The sequence below is a fragment of the Citrobacter enshiensis genome (assembly GCF_029338175.1).
GTDB lineage: Bacteria > Pseudomonadota > Gammaproteobacteria > Enterobacterales > Enterobacteriaceae > Citrobacter_D > Citrobacter_D enshiensis.
In genome coordinates, this window is the sequence record NZ_CP119862.1 from 3,270,702 (window position 1) to 3,284,009 (window position 13,308).

The following is a 13,308-nucleotide window of genomic DNA, read 5'->3' on the forward strand; positions in this document are numbered from 1 at the left end:
CAGGCTTCAACGAAATTAATTTAACTTTCAAAGCCCGGAGCAACCCGTGAACACATTATCGGTTTCCCGTCTGGCGCTGGCACTGGCTTTTGGCGTGACGCTGACCGCCTGTAGCTCTACGCCGCCCGATCAAATCCCTTCCGATCAGACTGCGCCTGGAACATCCTCGCGTCCGATCCTGTCGGCGAATGAAGCACAGAACTTTGTTGCTGCTCATTATTTCGCTTCACTGACGCCGAATACGGCACCGTGGTCACCTTCTTCTATTTCTCTGCCAGCACAGCCTGACTTTGTGGTCGGCCCGGCAGGCACGCAGGGCGTCACGCATACGACGATTCAGGCTGCGGTAGATGCTGCAATTACCAAACGTACCGATAAGCGTCAGTTTATCGCGATCATGCCAGGCGAATATCAGGGTACCGTGTACATTCCGGCCGCACCTGGCAGCCTGACGCTGTACGGTATGGGCGAGAAGCCGATTGATGTGAAAATTGGATATGCCATTGACGGCGATATGAGCATTGCTGACTGGCGTCGTACGGTAAACCCAGGCGGTAAATATATGCCGGGTAAACCCGCGTGGTATATGTTTGACAGCTGCCAGAGCCAACGTAACGCGAACATTGGCGTCATGTGTTCAGCGGCTTTCTGGTCACAGAATAACGGCCTGCAATTGCAGAACCTGACTATCGAAAACAATCTCGGTGACAGCGTAGACGACGGTCACCACCCAGCCGTTGCCCTGCGCACCGACGGCGACAAAGTTCAGATCAACAATGTGAACCTTCTCGGTCGTCAGAACACCTTCCTGGTGACCAACAGCAGTGTGCAAAACCGTCTGCAAAACGATCGTCAGCCGCGCACGCTGGTAACCAACAGCTACCTTGAAGGAGACGTGGATATTGTTTCTGGTCGTGGTGCCGTGGTGTTTGACAACACGGACTTCCGCGTTGTGAACTCCCGTACCCAAAAAGAAGCCTACGTATTTGCCCCGGCAACGCTGTCCAACGTCTTCTACGGCTTCCTTGCCACCAACAGCCGTTTCACGGCAAGTGGCGACAATGTCGCGCAACTGGGCCGCTCGCTGGATGTCGATACCAACACCAACGGTCAGGTGGTGATCCGCGATAGCGTGATCAATGAAGGCTTTAATATGGCTAAACCGTGGGCCGATACCGCGATTTTTAAGCGCCCGTTTACAGGCAATACCGGCACAATGGATGATAAGGGTGAAGTTCAGCGCAACCTGAACGACACCAACTTCAACCGCCTGTGGGAGTACAACAACCGCGGGTTAGGCAGCAAAGTGGTTGCTGAGCCGAAGCAGTAATCGCAGTCATTGCCCGGTAAGCGCATACGCTACCGGGCAATATACCGGATAATGGCCGAAACGCCGTATCCGGCCTACCCAACAGAATTAGTACGCGTTAACCACCACCCACATTGGCCCCTGACCCACCGCATAGCGCGCTTTTTCGCTTAGCAGCCCCTGCTCTCCGACAATGTCATACACCGCAATATGATGTGACTTTTGCCCGGCGGCGATCAGATATTTCCCCTGATGATCAACATTGAAGCCACGCGGCTGGGTTTCCGTCGGCTGGAAGCCTTCTTTGGTCAGCACGCTACCATCCTCAGAAACGCTGAACACCGTGATCAGACTGGCAGTACGATCGCAGGCATACAGATGACGGCCATCCGGCGTAATGTGAATGTCTGCCGCCCAGCGTGTGTCGGAGAAATCAGCAGGCATCATATCCAGCGTTTGTACACACTCCACGTTGCCATGAGGATCTTTGAGTTCCCAGACATCCACGGAACTGTTCAGCTCATTCACGCAGTAGGCGTATTGCTGGTTCGGGTGGAATGCCATATGGCGCGGGCCTGCGCCTTCAACCGTCGTCACTTCCGCCGGTTCCTGCGCTACCAGCTTGCCGTCGTCGCTGAGCGTAAACAGGCAAATGCGATCCTGTTTGAGCGCCGGAACCCACAAGGTACGATTATCCGGCGAGATATTCGCAGAGTGGCATCCCTCGAGCCCTTCAACGACATCCACTACCTCAACAGGCAGCCCATCTTCCAGACGCGTCACGCTGACGTTTCCGGCATTGTAAGATCCAACAAAGACAAAGCGGCCCTGGCGATCGGTGGAAATATGCGTCGGACTGCCCGGCAATGCGGACTGTGCTGCAAACGTCAGTGAACCGTCGTCTGGCGCAATGCGATACGCCAGTACGCGAAACTCCGGACGCACGCCAACGTAGAGATAACGCTTATCCGGACTGACCACCATCGGCTGAACCTGGCCGGGTACGTCAACCACCTGCACAAGCGTCAACACGCCTTCATGATTCAGGCTCCAGACGTGAATTTGCTGGCTTTCAGGGCTGGCGGTATAAACTGTTTGCTTCATGAATGCTCCTTTGCTTTGGCAACTGGCTGCAATAACCGGATACAGCTTAACGTAGTCGCTTTTAACGATGAATTCTGAATTAACGCTCAGAATTTTGCCCGACTCTCTTCTCGGTGTACCATTCTCTCAGACAAAACTCTCAACCTTAACCTGGAAATATCTATGACCGCTCGCGTGATTGCTCTGGATTTAGACGGTACCTTGCTGACCCCGAAAAAGACCTTGCTCCCCTCCTCTCTTGAGGCACTTTCGCGCGCCAGAGAAGCCGGGTATCAACTTATCATTGTCACCGGTCGCCATCACGTTGCGATTCACCCTTTTTATCAGGCACTGGCGCTGGATACACCTGCAATTTGCTGTAACGGCACCTATTTGTATGATTATCATGCAAAAAGTGTACTGGAATCGGATCCAATGCCAGTGGATCAGGCGCTGCAGTTAATCGATATGCTTGATGAGCACCAGATCCACGGGCTGATGTACGTTGATGATGCCATGCTCTATGAGCGCCCTACCGGGCACGTGGTGCGTACCACTAACTGGGCGCAAGCCCTGCCGCCGGAGCAACGCCCGACGTTTACTCAGGTGCCTTCGCTGGCACAGGCTGCACATGAGGTGAATGCCGTCTGGAAGTTCGCCCTGACTGACGAAGATATCCCTAAGTTGCAACAGTTTGGTCAGCACGTCGGACAGACTCTGGGTCTGGAGTGCGAATGGTCGTGGCACGATCAGGTCGATATTGCACGTAAAGGGAACAGCAAAGGGAAACGCCTGACGCAGTGGGTTGAGGCCCAGGGAGGCTCAATGCAAGACGTGATTGCATTCGGCGATAACTTTAACGATATCAGCATGCTGGAAGCCGCTGGCACCGGCGTCGCTATGGGCAATGCCGAGGACGCGGTGAAAGAACGGGCCAATGTTGTCATCGGCGACAACACCACCGACAGCATTGCGGCGTTTATCTATTCTCATCTGCTGTAATCAGGCGGTAATTGACACGCTCTTGATTTGCGCATACAGCCACAGGCCAGGTTTGATACCTAACTCATCCCTGGCCCACGGGCTGATCCTCGCCCACAGGGTCTTGCCCCCAATCTCCAGTTGTACTTCAACCTGTCCTTTGTCGTCATAACACTGCGCCACTTTTGCCCGCAAAATATTACGGATACTGGTTTGCTGCGGCGGTTGCAGCACCAGTGACACATCCGAGGCCTGAATGCGAATGCGCATCGCGGTTTGCAGCGGCTCATCAAGCTTGCTCACCCACAGATGCTGATCCCCGAGGGCCAGCGCCGTCATCGCATAATGCGGATGGTGTTCCAGCACGCTGACTTTCAGAATACTGCTCTGCTGCTCCTGCGGCAGCCACGGATGCATGACATTGCTTCCCCATACCTCCTCCAGCGCGCCAAAGGCTTTCACCTGACCGTTTTCCAGCACCATGACTTTATCCGCCAGGTGCAAGATCTCATCAAGGGAGTGGCTGACATACAGCATGGGAATATGGATTTCACGCGCCAGGCGTTGCAGATAAGGCAGCAGCTCGCGCTTACGCGGAATATCCAGCGAGGCCAGCGGTTCATCCAGCAACAGCAGTTCTGGCGCCGTCAGCAACGCCCGCCCGATGGCCACGCGTTGCTTCTCGCCGCCGGAGAGACTTCCCGGCAAACGGTCCAGCAGCGGTTCAATACCTAACAAGGCCACCAGTTTATCAAACTGCCCGGCCATGCTTTTCGCCATACCGTAACGAAGATTGCCGCGCACTTTATAATGCGGGAACAGGCGAGCATCCTGAAAAACATACCCCACGCGCCGTTTTTCCGGGGTTAAACAAATGCCGTTTTCGACATCGTTCAGCACCCGACCGTTGAGCACAATGCGCCCGGTTTGCGGGCGCGTCAGACCACTGATGGCATTAATGAGCGACGTTTTCCCGGCGCCGGAAACACCAAAAATCGCGGTGATCCCGCTGGCAGGCAACGTTTCGTTGAGCGTCAGGCAATGTGTGCCTAATGTCTGGGAGAAGTTGAGTTCCAGCATCGTTATCTCCCCGTCCGTTCACGGCTAATACGAGCCAGCCATTCCGAAACCAACAGGGAAATCAGCGCCAGCACGATGGAAATCAGACACAGTCTCGCCGCCGCGCTTTCCCCTCCGGGCGTCTGGATCAGGGTATACATCGCGGACGGAATGGTGCGCGTTTCACCGGGGATATTGGAAACAAAGGTAATGGTTGCACCAAACTCGCCGAGCGAACGGGCAAACGCCAGCACCGTACCAACAATGATACCCGGCAGAGTGAGCGGTAACGTAATGGTCAGAAACACGCGCCAACGGCCTGCGCCGAGCGTACGGGCGGCCTGTTCCAGTTTGACATCTACCCCCTCCAGCGCCAGGCGAATGGCCCGCACCATCAACGGGAAGGACATGACGGCGGCCGCCAGCACCGCGCCGCGCCAGCTAAATGCAAAAGTGATGCCGAACACATCATACAGCCACTGGCCGATAAATCCGCGTCGCCCCATCGCAACCAGCAGGAGATACCCCACCACCACGGGCGGTAACACCAACGGAAGATGCAGTACGCTATCGAGCAGGGCTTTGCCTGGAAACGTGCACCGGACAAGTAACCAGGCAAAAAAGATCCCAAACGGCAGGCTAAACAGCACGGCCAGGGAAGAGACTTTCAGGCTCAGTAAGACAGCCTGCCATTCTGGATCGGTCAGTATCATTACTTCGTCGTAAATCCATAACGTTTAAAAATGTCAGAAGCCTGCGGTCCTTTCAGGTAGTCATAGAACGCGCTGACCGTGGCGTTTTTGTGTCCATCGACAATCGCTACCGGATATTCTACTTTTTTATGTGAATCTTCCGGGAAGGTACTCACTACCTTCACACCTTTACTGGCAACAGCATCAGAGCCGTAAACAATCCCCAGCGGCGCTTCGTTACGTTCCACTAACGCCAGCGCGCCGCGAACATCTTCAGCCGGTGCCAGTTTCGCCGCCAGAGTATCCCATGCGCCCAGTTTTTGCAGCGCCTCTTTAGCGTAGATGCCAGCAGGAACGTGCTCGGGGTCGCCAACGGCCAGACGTCCGCCGTTCAGCAGTTGCGTCCAGGGGGTTTTGCTGTCGATGGTGAATGCTTTCTGCTCGCTTGCTTGCGGCGCGACAACCACCAGGCTGTTACCCAGCAGCGTTTGACGCGAACCGGTATCTATCGCTTTTTTATCTACGGCGTAATCCATCCATTTCTGATCGGCAGAGATAAACAGATCGGCAGGCGCGCCCGCCTCAATCTGGCGTGCCAGCGTTGAAGAAGACGCAAAAGAAGAGACGACGTCAACGTTCTTCTCTTTTTTGTACTGTGCGGCAATATCCTGCATCGCGTTGGTCAGTGACGCCGCCGCAAAGACGATGATTTTCCCTTCATCCGCCAGCGTTTGACCAGCAACGGTTAAAGTTAATGTTGCCCCGGCAAACAGGCGTAACCATGTACGAGCCATCTGTAACTCCTTTTGAATATCGTTATGTAGTCACAAATATAACGATATTACCAACATTTGCCCAGCGGTTATTCACGCCCATGAGAGATGACACAAAGAAAATATCGGCAGGGAAAGCAGGATCTTGAGAAAACAAAAACGCCCGACTGAGCGGGCGTTTGGGGAATTAATGGTTCTGTCTGGGCTGGTCTTTTTTACCGATACCGGAGAAAATGTTGAACACTTCTCCCAGGCCGTAGATCATTCCGAGGATGACGGCCATGACTACAGGTACCATGATTACGGCGAATACCAGACTTTTCAATAACTCTAACATGGTCAACTCCAGATATAATCCTTCAGTTATTCTAACCTTATAAACGAGAAAAGCACTCCCCTTTTGTGCTATCGGCTTTGCGCGCCCGCCGTTTTCCGTCACAATAGTCCTTTTGCCAGGATCTTGTTATGCAAGCCGAAATCCTTCTCACCCTGAAACTTCAGCAAAAATTGTTTGCGGACCCACGACGCATTTCTCTGCTTAAGCACATTGCGCTTTCCGGCTCCATTAGTCAGGGAGCGAAAGATGCGGGCATCAGTTACAAAAGCGCCTGGGATGCAATTAACGAGATGAACCTACTCAGCGAGCAGACGCTCGTAGAGCGCGCAACGGGCGGGAAAGGCGGCGGTGGCGCGGTGTTGACGCGCTATGGTCAACGACTGATCCAGCTTTACGATTTGCTGGCGCAGATTCAGCAAAAAGCCTTCGATGTGCTGAGCGACGACGATGCTTTACCGCTCAATAGTCTGCTGGCGGCAATCTCCCGTTTTTCGCTGCAAACCAGCGCCCGCAACCAGTGGTTTGGCACGATCACCTCTCGCGATCACGATCAGGTACAGCAGCACGTCGACGTCCTGTTAGCGGACGGCGAAACGCGACTGAAAGTGGCGATCACCGCGCAAAGCGGCGAACGTCTGGGCCTGAATGAAGGTAAAGAAGTGCTGATCCTTCTGAAAGCCCCCTGGGTGGGTATTACCCAGGACGATGCCACCGCACAGGCAGCCGACAATCAGCTTCAGGGCACCATCAGCCATATCGAACGCGGCGTCGAACAGTGTGAAGTGCTGATGACGCTTCCGGATGGTCAGACTTTATGCGCGACACTGCCGATTGAAGAAGCGGCCAGACTGGAACAAGGCGCTAACGTGACGGCCTGGTTTAACGCGGACAACGTGATTATCGCTACGTTGTGCTAAGCACATTGACATTGTTTCACGAAAGACGTATCCCTGTGGTTCATCGCTGCAAAAAATGGGATATAAAATGTCATCGTTGCATATTTCGCAAGGCACGTTTCGTCTGAGCGATACCAAAACGCTTCAACTGAACACGTTTACGTTGAATGCGGGTGATAGCTGGGCGTTTGTGGGCGCCAACGGCAGTGGAAAATCCGCGCTGGCGCGAGCACTGGCGGGTGAACTTCCCTTATTAAAAGGCGAACGCCAGTGCGGGTTTACGCGCAGGACTCGCCTCTCATTTGAACAGTTGCAGCAACTGGTCAGCGATGAATGGCAGCGGAACAACACCGATCTACTCAGCCCTGGCGAAGAGGATACCGGGCGCACAACGGCGGAAATTATCCAGGAAGAGGTCAAAAACCCCTCCCGTTGCGCGGCGCTCGCCGCGCAGTTTGGCATCTCCGGGTTACTCACCCGACGTTTTAAATACCTCTCCACCGGCGAAACGCGCAAAACCCTGCTCTGCCAGGCGCTGATGTCTGAACCCGATTTGCTGATCCTCGACGAGCCGTTTGACGGGCTTGATGTGGCTTCCCGCCGCCAGTTAGCGGACCTTCTCGACACCCTGCATCAATCGGGCTACACGCTCGTGCTGGTCTTAAACCGTTTCGATGAGATCCCTGACTTTGTGCAATTTGCTGGCGTCCTCGCAGACTGCACGCTGACAGAAACCGGCGAAAAATCCGCTCTGTTACAACAGGCGCTGATCGCCCAACTCGCCCACAGCGAGCAACTGGCTGGTATGCAATTACCGGAGCCCGATGTCCCCTCTGCACGCCACACCCTGCCGGAGACAGAGGCGCGGATTGTGCTGAAAGACGGCGTCGTTTCCTACAACGATCGCCCTATCCTCAACCGCCTGAGCTGGCAGGTAAATCCGGGTGAGCACTGGCAAATTGTTGGTCCTAACGGCGCAGGGAAATCGACGCTGCTCAGCCTGGTCACCGGCGATCATCCCCAGGGCTACAGCAACGATCTGACGCTGTTTGGCCGTCGTCGCGGCAGTGGTGAAACCCTGTGGGATATCAAAAAACACATTGGTTATGTCAGCAGCAGTCTGCACCTTGACTACCGTGTCAGTACCACGCTACGTAATGTGATCCTGTCAGGTTTTTTTGATTCTATAGGCATCTATCAGGCTGTCTCGGACAGGCAGCGCAAGCTGGTGCAGCAGTGGCTGGATATTCTTGGAATGGATAAGCGCACCGCCGACGCGCCGTTCCATAGCCTCTCCTGGGGACAACAGCGGCTGGCGCTGATTGTACGTGCGCTGGTGAAACACCCCACGCTGCTGATCCTCGATGAGCCACTGCAGGGGCTGGACCCGTTGAATCGTCAGCTTGTCCGCCGCTTTGTCGATGTGCTGATTGGTGACGGAGAAACCCAACTGCTGTTTGTCTCTCACCACGCCGAAGACGCGCCAGACTGCATCACCCATCGTCTGGAGTTTGTGTCGGATGGCGACGGGTATCGCTACCGGCAGACAGCACTGCATTGATTTTCATCCGTGGGCGCGTCAATGCGCCCTTTTTTCGGATAAACACCGCAGCCGTTCCTTAATCCTATGATTTACAATGATGTCATTGATTGAAAACATAAAGATACCGAAGTGTAAACGATTCCACTAATTTATTCCGTGTCACACTTTTCGCAACTTTGTTATGCTATGTTTATTCCATACCATAGGCTTAACGGAGCGAATTATGAGAGTTTTGGTTACAGGTGGTAGCGGTTACATAGGAAGCCATACTTGCGTACAGTTACTGAAAAACGGTCACGACGTCATCATCCTTGATAACCTCTGCAACAGTAAGCGCAGTGTACTGCCCGTTATTGAACGTTTAGGCGAAAAGCATCCGACTTTCGTTGAAGGCGATATCCGCAACGAAGCGCTGATGACCGAAATCCTGCACGATCACGCGATTGATACCGTGATTCACTTTGCTGGTCTGAAAGCCGTTGGCGAATCCGTCGCTAAACCGCTGGAATATTATGACAACAATGTTAACGGCACCCTGCGTCTGATCGGCGCCATGCGCGCTGCCGGCGTCAAAAACTTCATCTTCAGCTCCTCCGCCACCGTTTACGGCGACCAGCCGAAAATTCCTTATGTCGAAAGCTTACCGACCGGTACGCCGCAAAGCCCATATGGCAAAAGCAAACTGATGGTCGAACAGATCCTCACCGATCTGCAGAAAGCACAACCGGACTGGAGCATCGCGCTGTTGCGTTACTTCAACCCGGTCGGCGCGCATCCGTCAGGCGATATGGGCGAAGACCCGCAGGGCATTCCGAATAACCTGATGCCTTACATAGCCCAGGTGGCAGTAGGTCGTCGCGACTCTCTCGCTATCTTTGGCAACGACTACCCGACCGAAGACGGCACCGGCGTGCGCGACTACATCCACGTGATGGATCTCGCCGACGGGCACGTCGCCGCAATGGAAAAACTGGCCGGTAAACAAGGCGTACACATTTATAACCTTGGCGCAGGTGTCGGCAGCAGCGTGCTGGACGTCGTCAACGCCTTCAGCAAAGCCTGCGGCAAACCGGTGAACTACCATTTTGCCCCACGTCGCGAAGGCGATCTTCCCGCCTACTGGGCTGATGCCAGCAAAGCAGACCGCGAACTGAACTGGCGCGTCACCCGTACGCTTGACGAAATGGCGCAAGATACCTGGCACTGGCAGTCACGCCATCCGCAGGGATATCCGGATTAAGGAACAATCATGACGCAATTTAACCCTGTCGATCATCCACATCGCCGCTTTAACCCGCTCACCGGGCAATGGATTCTGGTGTCGCCGCATCGTGCGAAACGCCCCTGGCAAGGGGCGCAGGAAACGCCGTCTAACGACGTCCTGCCTGCTCACGATCCGGACTGTTTCCTGTGCGCAGGCAACACCCGTGTGACCGGTGATAAAAACCCCGACTACACCGGGACCTACGTTTTTACCAACGACTTTGCCGCCTTAATGTCCGACACGCCGGACGCGCCGGAGAGCCACGATCCACTGATGCGTTGCCAGAGCGCGCGCGGCACCAGTCGGGTGATCTGTTTTTCTCCGGATCACAGCAAAACCTTACCCGAATTGAGCGTTCCGGCACTGACGGAAATCGTTAAAACCTGGCAGGAACAAACGGCCGATCTAGGGAAAACGTATCCGTGGGTGCAGGTTTTCGAGAACAAAGGTGCGGCAATGGGCTGTTCTAACCCGCATCCACACGGCCAGATCTGGGCGAACAGCTTCCTGCCCAATGAAGCCGAACGTGAAGATCGTTTGCAAAAGGCCTACTTCGCTGAACAGGGTTCCCCAATGTTGGTGGATTACGTTCAGCGTGAACTGGCCGATGGTAGCCGCACCGTCGTGGAAACCGAGCACTGGTTAGCGGTCGTCCCCTACTGGGCAGCCTGGCCGTTTGAAACCTTGCTGTTGCCAAAAGCGCATGTATTACGCATGACCGATCTGACCGATGACCAGCGCGCCGATTTGGCGCTGGCGTTGAAAAAACTGACCAGTCGTTATGACAACCTGTTCCAGTGCTCATTCCCCTACTCAATGGGCTGGCACGGCGCGCCATTTAACGGCGAAGAGAACGAACACTGGCAACTGCACGCACACTTTTATCCGCCGCTGCTGCGCTCCGCGACCGTGCGTAAATTTATGGTCGGTTACGAAATGCTGGCGGAAACCCAGCGTGATCTGACGGCAGAACAAGCGGCAGAACGCCTGCGTGCGGTCAGCGACATCCATTTTCGCGAATCCGGAGTTTAAAAAATGAGTCTGAAAGAGAACACACAATCTCTGTTTGCAGAAATTTTTGGCTACCCTGCCACCCATACGATTCAGGCGCCAGGTCGCGTCAACCTGATCGGCGAACATACCGATTACAACGACGGTTTCGTGCTGCCCTGTGCTATCGACTATCAGACGGTGATTAGCTGTGCGACGCGCGACGATCGTAAAGTCCGCGTCATTGCCGTCGATTATGACAATCAGATCGACGAGTTTTCCCTCGACGCCCCCATCGTCACCCACGACAGCCAGCAATGGTCAAACTACGTACGCGGCGTGGTAAAACACCTGCAAAAACGTCACGCGGGTTTCGGCGGCGCTGATTTGGTCATTAGCGGTAACGTGCCGCAGGGCGCGGGGTTAAGCTCTTCCGCCGCGCTGGAAGTGGCCGTGGGCACCGTGTTCCAGCAGCTTTATCATCTGCCGCTGGATGGCGCGCAAATCGCGCTCAACGGTCAGGAAGCAGAAAATCAATTTGTTGGCTGCAACTGCGGCATCATGGATCAACTGATCTCCGCGCTGGGCAAGAAAGACCATGCCTTGCTTATCGACTGCCGTTCACTGGGCACCAAAGCGGTATCGATGCCAAAAGGCGTGGCGATCGTTATTATTAACAGCAACTTTAAACGTACGCTGGTGGGCAGTGAATACAACACTCGCCGCGAACAGTGCGAAACGGGCGCACGCTTCTTCCAACAGCCTGCTCTGCGCGATGTCAGCCTTGACGCCTTCAACGCCGTAGCCAGTGAGCTGGATCCGGTGGTGGCAAAACGCGTTCGTCACGTCCTGACCGAAAACGCGCGCACCGTTGAAGCAGCAAACGCGCTGGAAAACGGTGACCTGAAACGGATGGGTGAGCTGATGGCAGAATCTCACGCCTCCATGCGTGATGATTTTGAAATCACCGTGCCGCAGATCGATACACTGGTTGAGATCGTCAAAGCGACCATCGGCGAAAATGGCGGCGTACGTATGACCGGCGGCGGCTTCGGCGGTTGCATTGTCGCGCTGATCCCGGAAGCGTTGGTACCTGCCGTACAGCACGCCGTTGCTGAGCAGTACGAAGCAAAAACCGGTATCAAGGAAACCTTCTACGTCTGCAAACCTTCACAAGGAGCCGGACAGTGCTAAATGAAACCCCAGCGCTGGCACCCGATGGTCAGCCGTTTCGCCTGCTGACTCTGCGCAACAGCGCAGGGATGGTGGTCACGCTGATGGACTGGGGAGCCACGCTTCTTTCCGCCCGGATCCCCCTGAGCGACGGGAGTGTTCGCGAAGCCTTACTGGGCTGCACCAGCCCAGAACAGTATCCCGAACAATCGGCATTTCTCGGCGCATCGGTCGGTCGTTATGCTAACCGCATCGCCGATAGCCGCTACAGCTACGCGGGTGAAACGGTCAGTTTGCTGCCAAGTCAGGGCGAGAACCAGCTGCATGGCGGACCTGACGGTTTTGATAAACGTCGCTGGCAGGTGGTCAACCAGAACGATTGTCAGGTGTTGTTTGCGTTGACGTCTGAGGATGGCGACCAGGGCTTCCCGGGGCGTCTGTGCGCCACCGCGCAATATCGCCTGACCGAGGACAATCGTATTTCGATCACCTATCGCGCTGCTGTGGATAAGCCCTGCCCGGTTAATCTGACCAACCACGTTTATTTCAACCTGGACGGCGACGCGACGGATGTCCGCAATCATAAGCTACAGATTCTGGCTGATGATTATCTGCCGGTTGATGAAGGGGGTATCCCACGCGAAGGACTGAAATCCGTCGTCGGCACCTCATTCGATTTCCGCCATGCGAAAACGATCGCCAGTGCGTTTCTGGCTGATGACGATCAACGCAAAGTGAAGGGATATGACCACGCATTTTTGTTGCAGGCCAGGGGCGATGCCCGTACCCCCTGCGCGCATCTGTGGTCACAGGATGAAAAGTTGCAGATGAAGGTGTACACCTGTGCGCCAGCGCTGCAATTTTATTCCGGTAACTACCTCGGCGGCACGCCTTCCCGTGGACCAGACGCCTATGCCGACTGGCAAGGTCTGGCGCTGGAAAGTGAATTCCTGCCGGACAGTCCAAACCATCCTGAATGGCCGCAGCCAGACTGTATTCTTCGCCCGGGCGAGGAGTATGTGAGCCTGACGGAATATCAGTTTATCCCCGCCTGATTAAGCGCCCTCCGAAAGGAGGGCGGTTTTATCTCCATCCTGCTCAAATCCCCATCATCTGAAGACAAAATCGCAACCATGAGTTCACAAGAACCTTACACTGCGTCACTATTTTCGCTATGGTTATGCGTAAGGATTGCCGCTGAGGCATCA

General features: G+C 54.9%; 13 protein-coding genes. 8 read left to right on the forward strand and 5 right to left on the reverse strand.

Annotated elements, in window-relative coordinates:
- Nucleotides 1-46 precede the first annotated feature (46 nt).
- Nucleotides 47-1,330 carry a putative acyl-CoA thioester hydrolase gene (locus P2W74_RS15725; protein ID WP_276292348.1) on the forward strand — a complete coding sequence of 428 codons (1,284 nt, stop codon included), beginning with the start codon at nt 47-49 and terminating at the stop codon, nt 1,328-1,330.
- Between the two features lie 87 nt (nt 1,331-1,417).
- On the opposite strand, the gene pgl is transcribed toward P2W74_RS15725, so the two are convergent.
- A complete protein-coding gene (gene pgl / locus P2W74_RS15730; RefSeq protein WP_276292349.1) occupies nt 1,418-2,413 on the reverse strand; it encodes a 6-phosphogluconolactonase in 996 nt (331 codons plus the stop codon).
- Between the two features lie 162 nt (nt 2,414-2,575).
- Here pgl and P2W74_RS15735 point away from each other — a divergent pair, with 162 nt between their 5' ends.
- Nucleotides 2,576-3,394 (forward strand): pyridoxal phosphatase, encoded by an 819-nt coding sequence (locus P2W74_RS15735; RefSeq protein ID WP_276292350.1) that lies wholly within the window; start codon nt 2,576-2,578, stop codon nt 3,392-3,394.
- Here P2W74_RS15735 and modC read toward each other — a convergent pair whose 3' ends face one another.
- From modC to P2W74_RS15755, 4 genes are all read right to left on the reverse strand, one after another.
- Nucleotides 3,395-4,453, reverse strand: a complete 1,059-nt coding sequence (gene modC / locus P2W74_RS15740) for a molybdenum ABC transporter ATP-binding protein ModC (protein ID WP_276292351.1) — start codon at nt 4,451-4,453, stop codon at nt 3,395-3,397.
- A 2-nt stretch (nt 4,454-4,455) separates the two neighbouring features.
- Nucleotides 4,456-5,145: a molybdate ABC transporter permease subunit gene (gene modB, locus P2W74_RS15745; RefSeq protein WP_192611625.1), complete on the reverse strand. Its 690-nt coding sequence runs from the start codon at nt 5,143-5,145 to the stop codon at nt 4,456-4,458.
- Nucleotides 5,145-5,918: a molybdate ABC transporter substrate-binding protein gene (gene modA / locus P2W74_RS15750; protein ID WP_276292352.1), complete on the reverse strand. Its 774-nt coding sequence runs from the start codon at nt 5,916-5,918 to the stop codon at nt 5,145-5,147. Before modA ends, modB begins: the two co-directional genes overlap by 1 nt.
- A 166-nt stretch (nt 5,919-6,084) precedes the next feature.
- Nucleotides 6,085-6,234, reverse strand: coding sequence for an AcrZ family multidrug efflux pump-associated protein (locus P2W74_RS15755; RefSeq protein WP_203358432.1), 150 nt, complete (start codon nt 6,232-6,234; stop codon nt 6,085-6,087).
- 128 nt (nt 6,235-6,362) lie between these two features.
- On the opposite strand from P2W74_RS15755, the gene modE reads away from it, so the two are divergent.
- The 6 genes from modE (at nt 6,363) to galM (ending at nt 13,155) form a co-directional block, all read left to right on the forward strand.
- Entirely contained in the window at nt 6,363-7,151 is a 789-nt protein-coding gene (gene modE, locus P2W74_RS15760; RefSeq protein ID WP_276292353.1) for a molybdenum-dependent transcriptional regulator, read from the forward strand.
- Nucleotides 7,152-7,218: 67 nt separating this feature from the next.
- The gene (gene modF / locus P2W74_RS15765; protein ID WP_276292354.1) at nt 7,219-8,691 is read left to right on the forward strand and encodes a molybdate ABC transporter ATP-binding protein ModF; all 1,473 of its coding nucleotides are present in this window, start codon (nt 7,219-7,221) and stop codon (nt 8,689-8,691) included.
- A 205-nt stretch (nt 8,692-8,896) separates the two neighbouring features.
- Nucleotides 8,897-9,913: a UDP-glucose 4-epimerase GalE gene (gene galE, locus P2W74_RS15770; protein WP_276292355.1), complete on the forward strand. Its 1,017-nt coding sequence runs from the start codon at nt 8,897-8,899 to the stop codon at nt 9,911-9,913.
- A gap of 9 nt (nt 9,914-9,922) precedes the next feature.
- Nucleotides 9,923-10,969: a galactose-1-phosphate uridylyltransferase gene (gene galT, locus P2W74_RS15775; protein WP_276292356.1), complete on the forward strand. Its 1,047-nt coding sequence runs from the start codon at nt 9,923-9,925 to the stop codon at nt 10,967-10,969.
- A 3-nt stretch (nt 10,970-10,972) separates the two neighbouring features.
- Nucleotides 10,973-12,121 carry a galactokinase gene (gene galK, locus P2W74_RS15780; RefSeq protein ID WP_276292357.1) on the forward strand — a complete coding sequence of 383 codons (1,149 nt, stop codon included), beginning with the start codon at nt 10,973-10,975 and terminating at the stop codon, nt 12,119-12,121.
- A complete protein-coding gene (gene galM / locus P2W74_RS15785; protein ID WP_276292358.1) occupies nt 12,115-13,155 on the forward strand; it encodes a galactose-1-epimerase in 1,041 nt (346 codons plus the stop codon). Before galK ends, galM begins: the two co-directional genes overlap by 7 nt.
- The last annotated feature ends 153 nt before the right edge of the window (nt 13,156-13,308 follow it).